This is a genomic window from Hahella sp. HNIBRBA332, assembly GCF_030719035.1.
In the GTDB taxonomy this organism is placed as follows: Bacteria; Pseudomonadota; Gammaproteobacteria; order Pseudomonadales; family Oleiphilaceae; genus Hahella.
Window position 1 is genome coordinate 4,242,931 of sequence record NZ_CP132203.1, and the last position, 16,773, is coordinate 4,259,703.

At 53.5% G+C, this 16,773-nt stretch carries 16 protein-coding genes; 10 read left to right on the plus strand and 6 right to left on the minus strand.

What is annotated here, in order from left to right; genetic code table 11:
* Positions 1–120: 120 nt before the first annotated feature.
* A complete protein-coding gene (locus O5O45_RS18655; protein WP_305900867.1) occupies positions 121–1,482 on the plus strand; it encodes an MBL fold metallo-hydrolase RNA specificity domain-containing protein in 1,362 nt (453 codons plus the stop codon).
* A 23-nt stretch (positions 1,483–1,505) separates the two neighbouring features.
* Here O5O45_RS18655 and O5O45_RS18660 read toward each other — a convergent pair whose 3' ends face one another.
* Positions 1,506–2,522, minus strand: a complete 1,017-nt coding sequence (locus O5O45_RS18660; protein ID WP_305900868.1) for a hypothetical protein — start codon at positions 2,520–2,522, stop codon at positions 1,506–1,508.
* Between the two features lie 337 nt (positions 2,523–2,859).
* On the opposite strand from O5O45_RS18660, the gene O5O45_RS18665 reads away from it, so the two are divergent.
* The 6 genes from O5O45_RS18665 (at position 2,860) to thpD (ending at position 8,293) form a co-directional block, all read left to right on the plus strand.
* Entirely contained in the window at positions 2,860–3,195 is a 336-nt protein-coding gene (locus O5O45_RS18665; RefSeq protein WP_305900869.1) for a hypothetical protein, read from the plus strand.
* A 360-nt stretch (positions 3,196–3,555) separates the two neighbouring features.
* Positions 3,556–4,509, plus strand: a complete 954-nt coding sequence (locus O5O45_RS18670; RefSeq protein ID WP_305900870.1) for a tripartite tricarboxylate transporter substrate binding protein — start codon at positions 3,556–3,558, stop codon at positions 4,507–4,509.
* A gap of 401 nt (positions 4,510–4,910) precedes the next feature.
* Positions 4,911–5,468: a diaminobutyrate acetyltransferase gene (gene ectA / locus O5O45_RS18675; protein ID WP_305900871.1), complete on the plus strand. Its 558-nt coding sequence runs from the start codon at positions 4,911–4,913 to the stop codon at positions 5,466–5,468.
* Between the two features lie 142 nt (positions 5,469–5,610).
* A complete protein-coding gene (gene ectB, locus O5O45_RS18680; RefSeq protein WP_305900872.1) occupies positions 5,611–6,882 on the plus strand; it encodes a diaminobutyrate--2-oxoglutarate transaminase in 1,272 nt (423 codons plus the stop codon).
* A gap of 61 nt (positions 6,883–6,943) precedes the next feature.
* Positions 6,944–7,342, plus strand: a complete 399-nt coding sequence (locus tag O5O45_RS18685; RefSeq protein ID WP_279505445.1) for an ectoine synthase — start codon at positions 6,944–6,946, stop codon at positions 7,340–7,342.
* Positions 7,343–7,351: 9 nt separating this feature from the next.
* Positions 7,352–8,293 (plus strand): ectoine hydroxylase, encoded by a 942-nt coding sequence (gene thpD / locus O5O45_RS18690; protein ID WP_305900873.1) that lies wholly within the window; start codon positions 7,352–7,354, stop codon positions 8,291–8,293.
* Positions 8,294–8,332: 39 nt separating this feature from the next.
* Here the strand turns inward: thpD and O5O45_RS18695 are convergent, their stop codons facing one another.
* Positions 8,333–10,141: a patatin-like phospholipase family protein gene (locus O5O45_RS18695; protein ID WP_305900874.1), complete on the minus strand. Its 1,809-nt coding sequence runs from the start codon at positions 10,139–10,141 to the stop codon at positions 8,333–8,335.
* Positions 10,142–10,155: 14 nt separating this feature from the next.
* Positions 10,156–10,449: a hypothetical protein gene (locus O5O45_RS18700; RefSeq protein ID WP_305900875.1), complete on the minus strand. Its 294-nt coding sequence runs from the start codon at positions 10,447–10,449 to the stop codon at positions 10,156–10,158.
* 73 nt (positions 10,450–10,522) lie between these two features.
* Between O5O45_RS18700 and O5O45_RS18705 the strand changes: the two genes are divergently transcribed.
* Both O5O45_RS18705 and O5O45_RS18710 read left to right on the plus strand, forming a co-directional pair.
* Positions 10,523–11,629, plus strand: a complete 1,107-nt coding sequence (locus O5O45_RS18705) for a BMP family ABC transporter substrate-binding protein (protein ID WP_305900876.1) — start codon at positions 10,523–10,525, stop codon at positions 11,627–11,629.
* 98 nt (positions 11,630–11,727) lie between these two features.
* The gene (locus tag O5O45_RS18710) at positions 11,728–12,732 is read left to right on the plus strand and encodes an adenosine deaminase (protein WP_305900877.1); all 1,005 of its coding nucleotides are present in this window, start codon (positions 11,728–11,730) and stop codon (positions 12,730–12,732) included.
* Between the two features lie 7 nt (positions 12,733–12,739).
* Here the strand turns inward: O5O45_RS18710 and O5O45_RS18715 are convergent, their stop codons facing one another.
* Positions 12,740–13,183 (minus strand): YchJ family protein, encoded by a 444-nt coding sequence (locus O5O45_RS18715; protein WP_305900878.1) that lies wholly within the window; start codon positions 13,181–13,183, stop codon positions 12,740–12,742.
* Between the two features lie 8 nt (positions 13,184–13,191).
* A complete protein-coding gene (locus O5O45_RS18720; RefSeq protein WP_305900879.1) occupies positions 13,192–14,109 on the minus strand; it encodes a DMT family transporter in 918 nt (305 codons plus the stop codon).
* Positions 14,110–14,389: 280 nt separating this feature from the next.
* Here O5O45_RS18720 and O5O45_RS18725 point away from each other — a divergent pair, with 280 nt between their 5' ends.
* The gene (locus O5O45_RS18725; protein WP_305900880.1) at positions 14,390–14,770 is read left to right on the plus strand and encodes a hypothetical protein; all 381 of its coding nucleotides are present in this window, start codon (positions 14,390–14,392) and stop codon (positions 14,768–14,770) included.
* A gap of 2 nt (positions 14,771–14,772) precedes the next feature.
* Here the strand turns inward: O5O45_RS18725 and O5O45_RS18730 are convergent, their stop codons facing one another.
* Positions 14,773–16,527: a leucine-rich repeat domain-containing protein gene (locus tag O5O45_RS18730; RefSeq protein WP_305900881.1), complete on the minus strand. Its 1,755-nt coding sequence runs from the start codon at positions 16,525–16,527 to the stop codon at positions 14,773–14,775.
* Positions 16,528–16,773: the final 246 nt, after the last annotated feature.

Consider the following 16,773-nt stretch of genomic DNA (forward strand, 5'->3'; position numbering starts at 1 on the left):
CGCATCTAAGACCAGTGTAATAAACACGAGTACGGCTTATCTGCGTTAAGTCAAAAACCCAAGCTCACTCCGCCATTACAGTAGACGGAATGCTTATTTAATTCTTCAGGGAGTCTCACAATGCATCTGAAATTTCTCGGCGCGGCGGGTACGGTGACAGGGTCCAAATATTTACTCAGCGAGGGCTCCGGGAAGTTTTTGCTGGATTGCGGTTTATATCAAGGCGTGAAAGCCCTGCGTGAGCGTAACTGGAAACCTTTCCCCGTCAAGGCGTCGGAAATCAAGTCTGTGGTGCTCAGCCACGCCCACCTGGATCACAGCGGCTACATCCCCGCCCTGATGAAACACGGCTTCAAAGGCAAAGTCTTTTGCACTCCCGCCACCTATGCGCTGGCGAAAGTGCTACTGCCGGATTCCGGTTTTCTGCAGGAGGAAGACGCCCGTTACGCCAACAAACGCAAGTTTTCCAAGCACAGCCCCGCATTGCCTCTGTACACAGAGAAAGACGCATGGGAAGCGTTGAAGCATTTTGAAACCGTGGACTTCCATGAAAAGTTTTCCCCACTCCACGGCGTTACCGCAGAAATACACCGCGCCGGGCATATTTTGGGAGCGGGCAGCGTACAACTGAGCGGCGCCAAAGGCTCCATCGTGTTCTCCGGCGACCTGGGCCGGCAGGATGATCGCATTATGTATCCGCCGGAAACCATTGCGGCGGCGGACTATCTGGTCGTGGAGTCGACTTACGGCGACCGACTGCATGACAACATCGATGTTCGCGCGCAACTCAGCGAGGCGATCAACGCCACCGCCAAGCGCGGCGGCGTCGTATTGATCCCCGCCTTCGCCGTAGGACGCGCCCAGCACCTGCTTTACTTGATCCAGTTACTCAAGGCCGACAACAGCATCCCCGACCTGCCGGTGTTTCTCAACAGCCCAATGGCAATCAGCGCCACCGAGATTTTCTGTCACTATCACAAAGAACACCGCCTCACCACGGAAGATTGCGCCCTGATTGATCAGGGCACGCATTTTGTCCGCACCGTAGAGGAATCGATAGAACTCAATCGCAAGAAGTTTCCCTGCATCATAGTTTCAGCCAGTGGCATGGCCAGCGGCGGTCGAGTACTGCACCATCTCAAGACCCTGTTGCCGGACCATCGCAACACCATTGTATTCGCCGGATTCCAGGCCCCGGGCACACGTGGAGATGCTCTCACCCATGGTGCGGAGAAAGTCAAAATTCATGGCGAATATTTCCCGGTAAAGGCGGAAGTGATCAATTTGGAAAGTCTGTCCGCGCATGCGGACTATGCGGAGATTTTGAGTTGGCTGAGAGGCTTCAAGCACGCGCCCCGGCACACCTATGTCACCCACGGCGAGAGTGTTGCGGCGGATGCGTTAAGGCTGCGCATCGCCGATGAGTTGGGCTGGCGCGCCTCCGCGCCGGAATATCTGGATGAGGCGCAACTGGAGATCTAGTCTTCAGCCGCCCACGCGTCGATCTACACGCGTGGGCTTTCCGGCAACGGCAGTAGTTTCGCCTCATCCGACGACACCACCGCGACGGCGACCACGTCATTGCTTTGTTCAGGATGAAAGCGGCTCCAATTGTCCTGCGCCCTGGCGATGGCGATAATGCGCGACGGCGGCGTCTCTCGCGCATACTTTCGGTTGAAGCTTTTCAGCGAATCACAAAAGTAGCCGTTACAAATGTCTGAACGCATCTCCCGCGGGAGACTGCAGCCTTTGTTTGTATGATTGATGCAAGAGCCGCGAATGGACTTACCGGAAAGTTTTTCCAGATAGAGCTGTAGAACGTGGCGGGGACGAAGCTCAGGATTTTCACGCATAAAACGCCGAATAACGCTGGCCGACAGATAAGCGTGCTCACGCCCGCTGGTGCAGCAGCCGCCCTTACACATAGTGCAAAGATGCATGTTCATATTGGCCAGGGTTTCGGAGTGCTCCAAAGGCTTGTTATTGGCTTCCGCCCGTGCGCGGCTGTCGCGTTCGTCGGAACTGTCCTCCAGGCCGTGCATACAGGCCTCGCTGATAATTTGAGTAAGGAAGTCGCGATACTGCCGAATACGATGTTTCGGCAACGTGGCGAGGCGCGTCGGCGCAGTGGGAATGGTGACCGGCGTCCCTTCGGGATCCAGGCCCTCCGACTTGGCGAGGTGAGCATACAGCGCCTGATTCTGCTTCGCTTCCTCCGCGCTTTGAGTTTCTATCCGGCGCTGCTCCGCTTCCGCGAGGACTTTTCTTTCCTGCATCCGCTGACGATGAAATTTCACCTGTGCGTCAAACAGGGCGGGCGGTGTTGAAGCTCTGCGCTCCGACAGACGTCGGCATTCCGGGTTATCGCAAGTCAGTTCCGACAACGCCGCCGCGCCCACCACAACACGTTGCACCGCCTGACCGCAAATAAAGCAACTCTTGGCGCCATGACTATTTACGGCGCCGTGGCTATTGGCGACACCACGAGTATTAGCAAAAACAGCGCTGGGCAATGAAGACACGAACCACCTCCTACCGTCACATCAAGCGTATGCAACGCCGGCCATGACATGATTATTGTGAAATCCTCTAACAGTTTCGCGTTCAAAAGCCGACGTCGTCGCCAGCCGCGTCGATGCAAAACTGCACATTTGCGAAAACGCCTGAACTACATCTATACGCGGCAAAATGGCGAATATCCAGTCACTCGCATAGCATTAAATCCATGTTAGGGTTCCCTTTTCAATATGGAGCCGTCGAGTAGGCGACCGCCAGAAAGAGATTGATCAGAGTCATACACGCAATCACGGCATAAGTTATGCTCGGAAATACAGGGACCGGTAAAGCGGAATATGGAATATGAAACTCATGATATGCGGAGCGTGGGAACTATTGCGTGCGCTGATCAGCTATCGTCAGGAGACGGATATTGCGCTGGAGCTAATGGACGCGGACGAAGGCGAGCTCAATAATGCAGTCGCCACATCACTGAAAAGCGGTCGTGGCCAGCGCCATGTTTCCAAATCCGCTGAACCCGCCGCCGATCTCAAGTGTAAACAGCGCCCACTTAGACAGCGGTTAAGAATCAGACTGGTTCGCTTCAGTTTGTGCGCCGGCGTATCCCGCGCAGAGCAAGGCGTTAATGAGCTGTCCCGCGCCCAGAATACCCTCTCCGACTACCTCAGCGGGCTGTAAAACAAAATGCAAACTCTGTCACAAAAAATTAATGGGAACGTTTCCATGACAGGTTGGTGACAGCTTAGCTCTCTATATTCGGGAAGAAGCATCGCCCCTGCTTTTTTTCTGATCAAAAAACAGGCGAAAAAGCGAGTTCGTGTTTACAGAAATCTCGTTTTTTCTCAGGCGCTTATACGTTATGCTCGATAAAAATAACAGGAGCAGACCATGAAAGCAGTATCTTCAAAATCTTCCACTCCCTGCGTATTTCCGCACGCTGCAAACAAGCGTAACGGACAATATTCGTCGCCGCGCGACTTACTCCTGTAATCCAGTTCAAATCTTACCTAGAATCTCAAGCACAGGAGGTAGACGCATATGCCAATATTTTTCAGGAATGTGAAAACGTTTTTACAAGCCGCCGCTCTTACGCTGGCGCTCGCCCCGACCGCTCACGCTGATGTGCAAAAGTTTCTCATCCCCGCAGGCGAAGGCGGCGGCTGGGACACCACCGCCAGAGAGACCGGCGCGGCGCTTACCAAAATGGGGCTCATTGGCGGAGCCAAATATGTGAATTATTCCGGTGAAGGCGGCGGGCGCGCATTGAACGCACTGGCGACATCCAAAGAATATAAAGACGCTTTGATGGTGCAGTCGCTGCCACTGATTCTGCGTAGCCTGTCAGGCGTTTACGAACGCTCATTCCGGGACGTCACTCCGGTCGCCATGCTGATCGCCGAGTATCAGGTCGTGGTAGTGGACAAAGATTCCCCCTACAAAAATATGAATGAGCTGCTGGCGGCCATCAAAGAGATCGGAAAACGCAAACCTATTGTTGGCGGGTCCGCCAAAGGCAGCCTGGACCACATTACCGCATTGGCGGTATTGGAAGCAGCCAACATGTCCTCTAAAAAACTGCGTTACTCCGCCAGTGACGGCGGCGGCGACGCCATGCGTAAATTCTCCAACGGCTACGCTTTGGCGATGGTGACCGGCATGGGCGAAGTCGTAAAACAGATCAAATCCGGCGAGTTGCGCGCACTGGGCGTCACCAGCGCCGAGCGTTTGGAAGGGTTTGATATCCCGACCATGAAAGAGCAAGGTCTGGATGTTGTCCTGGCCAACTGGCGCGGCTTTTTCGTCGCCCCCGGCACGCCTGACAAAACCGTCACCAAATATGCGGACATGCTCGCCAGTCTGGATAAATCCCCAGACTGGAAAACCGTCAGACTAAAATACGGCTGGGAGTCTCTGTACATCCCAGCACAGGACGCCAGAAGCTTCCTGGAAGAGCAAGAAGTCACCATTCGCAGACTACTGAGCAGCATCTAAGCGCTCTAAAGCAGACTTCCAAGCATCAAGGTTCGAAAAGGGGCTCCACATTGGCGGCCCCTTTTCATTTCTACTCCAAGCTTTCCGTCTCCAGCGCTTCACACCATCCTCTTCTGGCTCACCCCTTCTGGCTTCCCCCCCCTTCTGCAAGCCCAACCTTCTAATGACAATTTCATTCAACGCCAGCCTGATCGGTTTTTAACCACACCATCCGTAACGCTTGCGGGACCCGGCCTACACGTACTCAAGTCTCCAAAATTATTACTTTTTACTGTAACTTATTTTTAATATTTCAACGCTACAAGCTCCGCAAAATAACGCCAATTTGCTGACATGACTGAAATACACAAGAAATATTTAGTTTGTATTCTAAGTATTAACTGTTTAGAATCCTCCACCCCATGAGAAACAAAATTACAGCTATGCACATTCCAGACAGGCGTCAGCCAGAGATTATTCTGCGCACGCCCACCGCCGACGACGGCCCTTCCGTTCACCAACTTATCTCACACTGTCCGCCACTGGACGAAAATTCGGTTTACTGCAATCTGCTGCAATGCACGCATTGGGCGAACACCTGCGTCGTGGCGGAAAGCGCTGATGAAAGTGGAAAGATAACCCCAGGAGGATTTATATCCGGATACCTCCTGCCGGAAGACGCCAACACCCTGTTCATCTGGCAGGTGGCGGTTGATAGAACCATGCGGGGAAAAGGACTGGCGGGAAAAATGCTGCGCGCCATTCTTGCGCGTGACGCCTGCCGAAACGTATCGCATCTGCAAACGACCATAAACCCCAGCAACCAGGCCTCCTGGAAACTGTTCGAAAAACTGGCCGGGGACTTGGGAGCGGAGATGCAACGACGCACCCTGTTCGATGCGTCGCAGTTTACTGACGATCACGAAGAAGAAGTATTACTGACCATAGGCCCGTTCGACCCATCCTGTCTGCGCGATTGACGCAGACTTAAGCGATCCGGTCGCAGGACCCATATCCGGAGCAAGGGAGTGTATTCGGATTAAAACCAGACGACGGAGCATTTCGCCGTCGCGGGCTCACCACACCATGCTTGACATTCATCAGCTACGACAAGGAGAAACCATGAATATTTTCCAAGAAGTAGAATCCGGCGTACAAAGTTACGCCCGCTCATTTCCCAAAATTTTCAACAAGGCCAAAGGCGTTCATCTTTATGACGTTGACGGCGACAAGCACCTCGATTTTCTGGCTGGCGCCGGCACATTGAATTACGGGCACAACAACCCTGTACTGAAAGAAGCGCTGCTGGAATACATCAGTCAGGACGGCGTCGCCCACGGTCTCGATATGCACACAGACGCCAAAGCGCGTTTTCTGACCGAATTCAAAGAGCGCATCCTGGAGCCACGCAAGCTGGAGTATGTTGTCCAGTTTACCGGCCCGACCGGCGCCAACGCCGTGGAAGCCGCACTCAAAATCGCTCGCAACGTCACCGGACGGCACAATGTTGTGGCCTTTACCAATGGCTTTCACGGAGTCACTCTGGGCTCTCTGGCGGCCACTGGTAACAGCCATCACCGCGATGCCGCGGGCGTGCCGTTGAACTGCGTCACTCACTTACCCTACGACGGCTATCTGGGCAAAGACGTAGACACCAGTAAATTCCTCGACAAGATGATCTCTGACAACAGCAGCGGCTTGGACCTGCCAGCGGCGGTTATCCTGGAAACCGTGCAGGGCGAAGGCGGCCTGAATGTGGCCAGCGAGCGTTGGCTGCGCAATGTGGAGGCCATCTGCCGCAAACACGGCATCCTGCTGATCGTGGACGACATCCAGGCCGGCTGTGGCCGCACAGGAACCTTTTTCAGCTTCGAAAAAGCCGGGATCAAACCGGATATCGTCACGTTGTCGAAGTCGCTCAGCGGTTTCGGACTTCCTTTCGCCGTCACCCTGATCAAGCCCGAACACGACCAGTGGAAGCCGGGCGAGCATAACGGCACTTTCCGCGGCAACAATCACGCTTTCGTTACCGCCGCCGCCGCCATTCGCCACTACTGGTCCACCCCGGACTTCGCCGCGGAGATCGAACGCAAAAGCGAAATCCTGCGCACTGAATTGAACAAGATCGCTGACAAGCACGGAAAAACGCTCATGCAGGCTCGCGGCCGCGGCATGATGCGCGGTCTGAATTGTCGCGACGGAGATCTGGCCGCCGCTATTTGTAAACGCGCGTTCCAGAAAGGCCTGATCATCGAGACCAGCGGCTCTGAATCCCAGGTAGTGAAGTGCCTGTGCCCGCTAGTGATCTCTGAGCAGGAACTGAAAGAAGGGCTGGCGATTCTGGCGCAGTGCGTAGAAGACGCTCTGGTGCATGAAATCAGCAAAGCCAGCTGAAATCCTTCTCACTCGTCACACATCCGTCACGAATTCAGACTTATTGCAGGAGCCAAATGCAATGATCGTTAGAACACTGGAACAAGCCCGCCAATCTGATCGCAGAGTAAAAGCGGACAATTGGGAAAGCGTCCGCATGCTGTTGAAAGACGACAACATGGGCTTTTCCTTTCATATCACCACTTTATACGCCAACAAGGAAACGCCGATTCATTACCAGAACCATCTGGAATCGGTGTATTGCATTTCCGGTGAAGGCGAAGTGGAGACCGTCGCTGATGGCGAAGTTTACGCTATCAAGCCCGGCACCCTTTACGTGTTGGATAAACACGACAAACACCTGCTGCGCGCCTTTAGTGAAATGACCGTCGCCTGCGTCTTCAATCCGCCGCTGAACGGCAAAGAGACCCACGACGAAAATGGCGTGTACCCCCTGGAAGCAGAAACCATAATGGAGTAGACCAATACCATGAACATGATCCTTGATAAAGCCCACCTCACCCCGCCGGACCCTTATCCCTCGCGCAAAAGTTCGGAAGTCTGCATTCTCAAGCGTTGTGATCCGGTGGTTTACAGTGAGTACGACGCCTCCTGCCCTCTGACTCAAGAGCAGGTGGAAAGCTATGACAAAAACGGCTTCCTGATGCTGCCCGAACTGTTCTCTCAGGAAGAAGTCGCGCTGCTGACCGAAGAAATGGAGAGAATGCGCCGCAATCCCATGATCGCCAAGCGCAAAGAGACCATTACGGAGCCGGAAAGCCAGTCGGTGCGCTCCATATTCAGCGTTCACCAGCTTAGCCCGTTATTTTCCAGGCTCGCCACCGACCAGCGACTGGTGAACATCATTCGTTTTATCCTCGGCGACGATCTGTATATCCACCAGTCCCGGCTGAACTACAAGCCTGGTTTCCGCGGCAAGGAATTCAATTGGCACTCCGACTTCGAAACCTGGCACGTGGAAGACGGCATGCCGCGCATGCGGGCCCTCAGCGCCTCCATTACCCTGACCGAAAATTTCGAATACAACGGTCCGCTGATGCTGGTGCCCGGTTCGCATCAATACTACATCGCCTGCGTCGACGGCACCCCAGAGGATAACTACAAGACGTCTTTGAAGCGCCAGGAATATGGCGTCCCTGACGACATCGCCTTGAGCACGCTGGTCAACGAAGGCGGCATCGCCACCGCCACCGGCAAACCCGGCTCCGTGATATTGTTCGACTGCAACACCATGCACGGCTCGAACAGCAATATCTCGCCTTTCCCGCGCTCCAACGCCTTCTTTGTTTACAACGCCTGGAGCAATCGCCTGGAAACGCCTTTCAGCGACCACCAGCCGCGTCCGGAATATATCGCATCCCGACAAGCAACGGCGCCGCTTAAGGCCGGATCACTGACAGATCCTTCCTGAGCCTGATCAGGTCCCGGCGCCCAGCTAAGGGCGCCGGCCTCATCCTTCGGACATCTCGCGCATCGCCCCGCGCAGCTCCTGCATCACCTTATCCAACAGCTTCGCCTTTACCGGCCGCTCACACAAACCGACGCCGAGCCTTAACAACCTCCCCCGCCATCCAGAGGAGACGCCACGCACTTCTTCCAGCACTTGCGGCCACACTACGTCCAGGCGATCCCGAATCCACCCTTCCGCCAGCGTCAACTCGGCGCGACTCAGAGCGCCAGGCCATCTCGGCATAGGACTTTCCGTTGCGTCGCCTTCAAAATGCTCACTGACGCCAGCCATCAAAGGCGCGATTTGATAATGATCCCGCCGAACTCGAGAGGCGAAACGCTCCCGTCCGGCATCGCTGAGCGAGGCGTATCCATGCTGGATGATGGGGTTGGCGGCGGGCAAAACAAACCAGTCGCGTAGAAACTTATATCCGTTAAGCCGTCCAAGAAAGAAGTCATGATGGCGATAGGACTCCGCAAAGAATCCAAGAAAACCCTGTAATCCGCCAGCGGCGATATCCAACCTTCCCTTTTTGCCGGGACGCCGAGGCGCCACCAGAAAACGGGAGTAAATATCGCCAGAGTCCGCCAGACGAATGTCCTGACAATCAAACCGGGTTTGATTCTTGAGACCGCTAAGCAACCCCACGAGGATATGAGCCAGGGAGCCCTGATCCGCCAGCCCCGGCGCAGGCGCTTCCGGGAACGGGTCCAGCATGATAACCGCCCGATTCGCCGCAACGCCGGAGCGAGGATTACGTCCATCCAGGCCGGATAACGTCCGCCGGGCCAACTGAAACGGCTCATTGTTCATCACGCCGCCATCCACATTGAGAAAGCAGTAGGACTCGTCTTGCTCCTCTTCCTGTCCCCACGCCGGCGTGACAAACCGGTATACCCCCTCGTCATCGCAGCGAATAAAGCGCCAGTCATAATCACTACGGGGACGCCGCAAGGTTCTCGCCTGCAACGCAACAGGAAAAGCCCCCGCCGCCAGCGCTCCCTGTATCAGGCCACGCCAGGATTCATTCAAAAAATCCAAGGGCATTGCACGATGGTCCGGCGGAAAATCCAACGCCTGAACAACCCCACTAACCGGGACTGCGAAACTCAAATGATCCTGATGCAACCGCGAAAGATGCCCTGTCAGGTCACGCGCCCCCGGGCCCTCTCCCTTTGGCGCAGCGAAAGCGAATACATAGGGAACGCCGCGTAAGTTGGATACCGTAAAGTGCAGGCTGAAGGCGTCTCCCATCCAGGGCCGCTGAAATCCATCAGACGACTCTGCGGTGGCGTCCAGGCGTCGCAACAGGGATTCCGCCACTTGATCCAGGTGCGCAGAATTCAAAAGCGATCGTAACGCCGAACCCTTTCCCAGATCGTCAGGACGCAACAGGCGTTGGGCGTCAATATCTCTGACCCAAACCTGATAAAACGGATTGTTGAATAAGTAGCCGGACTCCTCCCTGGGATGGCGCCCGTGCTTGAAGCTTCGTCTGGCGAACAGCGCCGCCAGCGCGCCGTTCATAGCCCCGGCGGAAGCGCCGGATACCGTTTTTAAGCGCACGTGGTGAACGGGAACGCCCGCCAGCCCCCTCGCCGCCTCCCATGCATCCATAACCTCGAACAACACATCCATAAACCCCGCCGCGTAGGCGCCGCCAGACACCGCGCCAGCCAAAGCCAGAGCAAACTCAAAAGTATGGGGAGGTACAGGATTTTCCTGCGAAATGGAGCGGTCTTGCGGAAACCAACGTTTCAATTCGCTGACGCATTCCGAATATTCATGGCGCTGAGATATTGATTGCATAACAGACCTCCTTATCATCCGATGAAAAAGGCGCGCATGGCGTCCGTCGGGAAGAACGAAGACGTCATGCGCGAACTTAAATCAGGCCTTACTGCGCTATCCAGATTACGCATCAAAACGACCAAATTGGACTCCATGTTCTCGCTGTGGCGGATCACTATGCGCCCCATTTGAGGGCATATATGTACTTCAGGAAAGTAAAGGTTCAATATCGGTGCTTGAGTGAATCGCCGGTGACGCAGCCCGTCGCTGAATACGGCGGTAGTTTCCGCAAACCTGGCCGGCTGGTCATAAAATTGCTTCTGCATCAGCGGCGGCCGCTGAGCAGAGGCTACCCGCCGTCAATAAACAGAAAAAAACGATCCGGGAGCATAAATTACGATGTTGAATTTCAGCATTACTGCGTTACTCAAGAAAGCCCGTCAACCGCTGATCGCCGTGTTCGGCGCCGTGGCGCTGCTGACTTCGCTCATCAGCAACGCAGAGGAGCCCTTTAAGGTGGGGTTTGTCTATGTCGGCCCCATCGGCGATCACGGCTGGTCCTATCAACATGATCAAGGCCGTCAGGCGTTGGGGAAGCATTACGGCGACAAAGTCAAAACGGCGTATGTGGAAAATGTGCCGGAAGGCGCCGACGCAGAGCGAGTCATTCGTAATCTGGCCAGGTCCGGGCATAAGGTGATCTTCACCACCTCTTTCGGTTTCATGAATCCCACCCTGAAAGTGGCGGCCCAGTTCCCTAACGTTGTATTCGAACACGCCACCGGCTACAAACGCACCAACAATGTCAGCACCTATATTTCCAATACCTACGAAGGACGCTACGTATCCGGCTATGTGGCGGCGAAAATGAGCAAAACCGGCAAACTCGGTTACATCGCCTCCTTTCCCATTCCTGAAGTCATTCGCGACATCAACGCCGTGCGTCTCGCCATGAACAAGGTCAACCCGGATTATGAACTGAAGATTCTCTGGGTCAGCAGTTGGTTCGACCCGGCGAAAGAAGCGGAAGCCGCCAACGTCATGATCGATCAGGGCGTCGACGTCATCCTGCAACACACGGACAGCCCCGCCGCCATGCAAGTGGCGGAGCAACGTGGCGTGTACGCCGTCGGACAATCCTCCGACATGTCCCGTTTCGGACCCAAAGCGCATCTGGTGTCGGTAGTGGACGACTGGTCCTACCACTACATACACACTGTGCAAAGCGTCATGGACGGAACCTGGAAGCCCCGCGATTATTGGGGCGGCATGGCGGAGGACATGATTCTGTTGCCGGAGTTCAGCAAGGCGATTCCTGCTGATGTGGTGAAAGACGCGGAAACCATGATCGCAGACATCAAGTCCGGCAAACTGAAACCTTTTACCGGCCCTATCTACAACCAGAAAGGCGAGTTAAAAGCGTCCGCCGGTGAAGAGCTGTCCCACGAAGAAATCGCTGGCATGAATTGGTATGTACAGGGAATCAAAGGCGAAATTCCGCATTAAGAGATCGCATCAAATAAGCGCGACAGGCCGCAAAATGCTATGTTTAAGGCATTAGCGGCCTACGGCCGAATCTCAAATAAGATCGCAGGAATTTGAATATGCAAGACTTTCTGAAAGGACTTCCCAAGGCGGAGCTACATTTGCACATCGAGGGCTCGCTGGAGCCGGAGCTGATGTTCGAGATCGGACGCCGCAACGGCGTCGCCTTGCCTTTCGCCAATGTGGAAGAAGTCCGCGCAGCTTACGAGTTCAACAACCTGCAAGAGTTTCTGGATATTTATTACCAGGGCGCCCAGGTGTTGCTGCACGAGCAGGATTTTTACGATATGACGTTCGCCTACCTGCAACGGTGTCGCGAGCAAAGCGTCATCCATACGGAAATGTTTTTTGACCCGCAAACCCATACAGATCGCGGTGTGGACATTAGCGTGGTGATACGCGGCCTGACTCGCGCGATGGAGGATGCGGAAGCGCAGTGGGGACAATCCAGCAAACTGATTCTCTGTTTCCTGCGCCATTTGAGTGAAGAAGCGGCGATGGAAACACTGCGTCAGGCGCTGCCTTATAAGCAGCACTTTGTCGGCGTTGGACTCGACAGCTCGGAAGTCGGCCACCCGCCGGAAAAATTTCAGCGCGTGTTCGAGCAAGCGCTGAACGCCGGCTTATTGAGCGTGGCTCATGCCGGCGAAGAAGGACCGCCAGAGTATATCTGGCAGGCGCTGGATTTGCTGAAGGTGAAGCGCATCGACCACGGCGTACGCTGCATTGAGGATGCTTCACTGATGCAACGATTGATCGACGAACAAATTCCCTTGACCGTCTGCCCTCTCTCTAACATCAAGTTGTGCGTGTTCGACTCCATGTCAGAGCACAACATTCTGCGTCTATTGGAAAAAGGCCTGAAAGTGACGGTGAACTCGGATGACCCGGCGTATTTCGGCGGCTATATGAATGAGAACTTCATCGCCATGCAGGAGGCGCTCTCAATGAGCAAAGAACAGGCGGCGCAATTGGCGAGAAACAGCTTTGAGGCCAGCTTTCTGACCTCAGAGGAGAAAGCGCGCTTACTGGCCCGTCTGGACCAGTATCTGCAGAATCACTGAGTCAGTCTCACTCGCAGCATTTTTTATTCTTCTTACCGCTGCCGCAGGGACATGGATCGTTCCTGCCGACGCTTAATGCCGTCCAGGCGGCGTCTCCATCCACATACAACCAGCGCTCCTGCTCTTTGACGAATCGGGAACGTTCCTGCAACTGCATCCATTTGTCTCCCTCCTGAAACGTGGCTCGAAAGTTTACCCAGCCCTGGTCGTCTTCCGCGCCGCTACCCAGCAATTCCAAACGCTTCCACTGGATACTTTCGTTCGGCTGCAAATCCGCCGGGCGATGCTGCGCGCACCAAGTCTGCTGCAGATACTCCATTAACCCCATCGCAAAAGCGGTATACCGGGATCTCATCAGCTGTTCCGGCGTCTCCGCAGCCTTGCCGGAATGCAGCGGCTGGCAGCACTCTTCATAAGGCAAACCGGAATTACAAGGGCACAGGTTATTCATAACTACTCTCATTCAGTCAACAAAGGTTCGGATGCCCGCCCTTTTTTAGCGGACCGCGCCTGAATCGCCAGGCCGGCGATAATAAAACCGAGACCCACCAGGGTCAGCATGTGAATTTTCTCGCCCAGGATAAAGTGGATCAACAGCAGAGAAATAAACGGCGAGATGAATATCAGATTACTGATGCGACTGGCGTGGCGGGTATACTTCATCGCCATCAGCCACAACATAAAGGTCACGCCCATCTCGAACAGCCCCACATAAACCGCACCGCCCAACGCAGCGGGCGCCAGATTCAAAGGCCAGGCCAACACGGCGGCGCAAGGCGTGGCGAATAAGAAGTTTTGAAACAAGCCGATCACAGGATCACGCTTGTCTCTGGAGTTCAAAATCCAGTACGCCGCCCAGACCAGGGTGCTGACCAAAGCCAGCGCAATACCCAGGAGATTTAAGGATTGCCCGCTATCATCGCCGCCAAAGGAAATCACCACCACACCGCTGTAGCTCACCAACATGGCGATCACATCCGTGAGCGTGAGCTTGTGGCCGAGAAAAGGCACGGCGAGAAACGCCAGCATCAACGCCCAAGTGTAATTAATGGGTTGCGCCACCTGTGCGGGAAGCAGATCGTAAGCGTAAAACAGAATGTGGTAGTACAGTAGCGGATTCAATAAACCGAAACACAGCGCCCGCCAGCCATTTTCCTGCAGAGAACGCATCGCCTCAGTAAGTCGTCCCTGCCAGAGCAGCGCCGCCCCCAGGGCAAAAACGGACGTCAGACTGGCGAAAAACACCAGCTGACTGACGCTTTGCTGCGCCAGCGCCAATTTGAACGCGGTGGCCACAGTGGACCACAACAAGACGGCGGACAAACCATAGCGCAACGCCAGCGATTCGTTAGTATTGCGCGAAACTTCCTGAGACATAGCTGCGTCCTGTACTTCTATCCTGACGACAAATATCGAAGATTTCGCCAATCCGCAATATTTGGACTATGTTTAATTTATGCCGCTGACGATGTCGTTAAAGCGACCCAACCCACATATCGCCACATCTCAGCGGCATTCCTTCATGCACTGCTGCCGGGCGAGAACGATGCGAGTCCATCCTCCAACTCTTTTAATCCTTAGCATAGCCGCCCTGGCGCTGATGACGGAACGGGGCGCTGCGACGGAGTTGTCCGCCTGTGAATCTGAAAGAGAAAAAATGACGCAAACTTTGAGCGCCGTTTTCAGACCTTATCTAAAAAAACACGAGTCTCTGATCAGCCAACGCGGCAATATAATCGACTTGAAAGTCAGCCTCAACGGCTGGGTGGAAGACATCGCGCAATGTTATCGCAACGTCTACGCAGAACGAGGCGCCCCAGAAGACGACAATGCCCTGAATAATGGTTTGCACTGGGCGGGAGCCCTGACCGAATTTCATGAACTGGTGAAGACCCTGAACCGGCAGATTCAAGCCGAAGCCCAGAAAGAAGCGGAATCTCTAAGCGAAAAAGACCCCGCCTTCCGCCACCTCCTGCAACAAGTCCTCCTGCCCAACTTCCCACTACAGGCGGAAAGATCGGGGGGAGAGTTTATTTAAGTCTAAAGAGTGTTGTCGCAGGATCTAGGCGCTTCAAAACGATCCAACTTCAGCTCCTCTTTAACTCTCTTGATTTGCGAGCAGGAAATAGAATTACTGTCGTACAATTTCAACGTATTAAGGTTAGGCAGACCAAATACAACATCAATGTCATTTAGTGGCGCCCGGGCTAGCGTCAACGATCTAATTCCCAGATTATTTTCCATAAACTTCACGGTAGTAACTGGGTTACCAGCAATGTACAAGGTTTCAATCCAAGGCATCAGTCCAATAACGGAGAAATCCTGAATCTCATTATTCGCAAAATTGAGTGACTTCACAGACTCAAGCTCATAAAGCCTGTCCAAATCCGTCACATTCAATCCATCAAGATACAAATAATCCAAACCTTTCAATTGCGTCAAAGGCGCCATACTAACCTTGCCTTTGGCCTCAATCATGAGTGATCTCAAGTTCGTAAGCTTCGCCAGAAAAGAGAGGTTATCAATAGACGAAGATGTCGATATGCTCAAGTAGGTCAGCTGAGTCATACCTTCAATAAAGGAAAATTCGTAAACCGCCGCTTCTTTCAAAGATAGCTGCTTAATATCCTTAAGGTTGGCGACGTATTCCGCTTCATTCTGATTCAGGCCGTATATATCCAAAGAATTATACGCAGGGAGATCAGATAATTGCTCAATGGAACTCAGTTGCCCTGCGCTGATCGTGAGAGATGAAACGCCCGGGTGAGAAATAATCGGCTCTAGAGATGGAATAGTACTTCCATGAACATCCACGTCGTTCAACTGGGTCAACTTGGACCATATATCAAGCTCCTCCAAGTTGAGCCCCACTAACTCCAATGTGGTCAAATCAGTCATTTTTTCAATGATATGCATATCATCTAAAGTGACTTTTTTCAGACTTAATAATCGAAGTTTGGTTAGTTTCAAAAGCTCCTCAGAACCAGTAACTGTTTGCGGGCTATAGCTATGAAGATTAAACGACTCCAGATTTACAAACTCCGCTACGCCGCGAATGTTATCGACTTTGATATCAGGACAGTAAACTTCACGTACATAACCGATGTCTTTTTTCTCTTCGTCACGAAAAGTCTCTTTGATGCAGGACTTAAATTCCGGAGTCAGACCGACTTCACCTAACATTGGATAGGCTTTCAACTCGATCCTGATATCGCGCGTTCTCATCTCACCCGAAGCGCCCTTCACAGACTCCTCAATTAAGACTTCCGCATCTGCATCAATCTCCGGCATTTTGTAGGAGACATGATTTAAATCTATATCGGTTTTCTCAACGGCTGGCCCACTTATCTGAACCCAGGTATAAACTTCTCTTAGGCTGTCTCTGGAGAGCTCTACGCGATCTCTCTCATAAGCATTAATTAACAGTGTCTCTACTGGATCTGTTGGATCTGTTGGATCTGTTGGATCTGTTGGATCTGTTGGATCTGTTGGATCTGTTGGATCTGTTGGATCTGTTGGATCTGTTGGATCTGTTGGATCATTATTTCCATCGCCATTTCCGTCGTCCACTTGCCCATCATTACCGCCATCCACTTGGCCACTATTGCCGTCGCCAGCGTCCCCGCCATCACTTTCAGTCACAGGCGTGGTTGTTCCGGGCGTCTTATCATCGCTTCCTGAACCACCTCCGCCGCCACAAGCAGCCATCATCGCGGTTAAAAGCAAAATGGAGGAATAACGAAGGCCCTGGTTGATTTTTCTGAAGGTAAAAACGCTAGAACTGCCCATATCCAAGTTATGGCTCCCTGTAATGAGGTCACAAAAGGCGGGATTATAATTAATAACTGATCAACATAATACATTTAAAACAATGTGTTATCTTTTCTTCCTCATCCCGGAGTTATCACGGAAAGATAAATTGGCCGCCTGCGTTTATACTTAACGCCATCAACGAAATATTGCGACACCAACGCCATGGCCAGGGATATGCGATCAAGTTCGTTTGCAATCTGGCGTAGGACGCCAACCGCTTCGGGATTG